Origin of the sequence: Polaribacter sp. BAL334 (assembly GCF_015767435.1) — a bacterium.
Classification (GTDB): Bacteria; Bacteroidota; Bacteroidia; order Flavobacteriales; family Flavobacteriaceae; genus Polaribacter.
This window is the reverse complement of record NZ_JADWOV010000005.1, coordinates 1-363: the sequence shown is the minus strand read 5'-3', so window position 1 is coordinate 363 and position 363 is coordinate 1. Positions and strand designations below refer to the sequence as shown.

Annotated in this window: 1 pseudogene; it reads right to left on the bottom strand. The window is 29.8% G+C overall.

The features are described 5' to 3' along the window. Nucleotides 1-363: pseudogene (locus IU405_RS00020) on the bottom strand (glycoside hydrolase); the annotation flags it as partial.

Genomic DNA, 363 nt, shown 5'->3' with positions numbered 1-363 from the left:
CCATTATTAGCATTTAAAGCTTCATTTTGAGCTATAAAAAACCCATTTTTATCATGATTTATAGTCAATGTTGCATAATCTGTTCCCATTATTATTAGACCTGCACTTTTTCCTTCAAGGACTTCTTCAAGAACTAATTTTATTTTTGTTGTTGCTGAAAAATTTGGAGCAGGAAATTTTTGAAGTAATAAATTAGGTGTATTCCAAAGATTGGGGAATTCATTCATTGGTTTGATAGAAAACAATCTTAAAAAATTATTTCCAGGTAATTTTGCGTGCCAAACAACATCAGAATTTGCTTGCCATTGCCATTGCAATCCAATAGTAAAATTATCAAAATTATCAGTTTCAGTAGGAGTTTCT